This window comes from Vibrio sp. 970 (assembly GCF_033339075.1).
Window position 1 is genome coordinate 1 of sequence record NZ_JAWOTW010000778.1, and the last position, 525, is coordinate 525.

Annotated in this window: 1 protein-coding gene; it reads left to right on the top strand. The window is 42.5% G+C overall.

Annotated features, from left to right (window positions below):
* Positions 1-525: VWA domain-containing protein (locus R7Q11_RS29140; protein ID WP_225467341.1), on the top strand; the 525-nt coding region annotated here is incomplete at both ends.

Here is a 525-nt window from a genome sequence, read left to right on the forward strand (position 1 = left end):
GCTGTGTTCAACGGAATAATGAGCTATCACCATTTGCTGACTTCACCGTTGTCGCGACTGCGGAGCATGACTCGTGGATCTCACACAACGAAATTGGTGTAGAACCCAAGTTCAAGGTCTCTGGTGACTCGATTACGAGAAAATACCTACCTCAGCCCGTTGATATCTACTTCATATTGGATACCAGTCAATCGATGAGTCACCCATGGTATGGTGAAAGAAACAAGACTCAAATGCAGGTCGTAAAAGATACAATTACCAGAGTCGTTAAAGAGTTGGAGAACTTCAAAACCGGTCCGGATAAGAAAAGTCGAGTTGCGCTTTTAACGTATAACGCCTACAACGCAAAGTTCGATAAAGGCGCTGGTCGAGTGAAGTTATACGATTATGCAAGTGAGTTTTCTCACACTGAAGCGTCATTTGAAAGCATTGTCGATAAGATGTTTGATAAGTCTGTAGTAGAGCAAAAGCCGCACTATGCTAGTGATTATAATAAGTCGCAAGATATCCCTCTGACTGATAAAT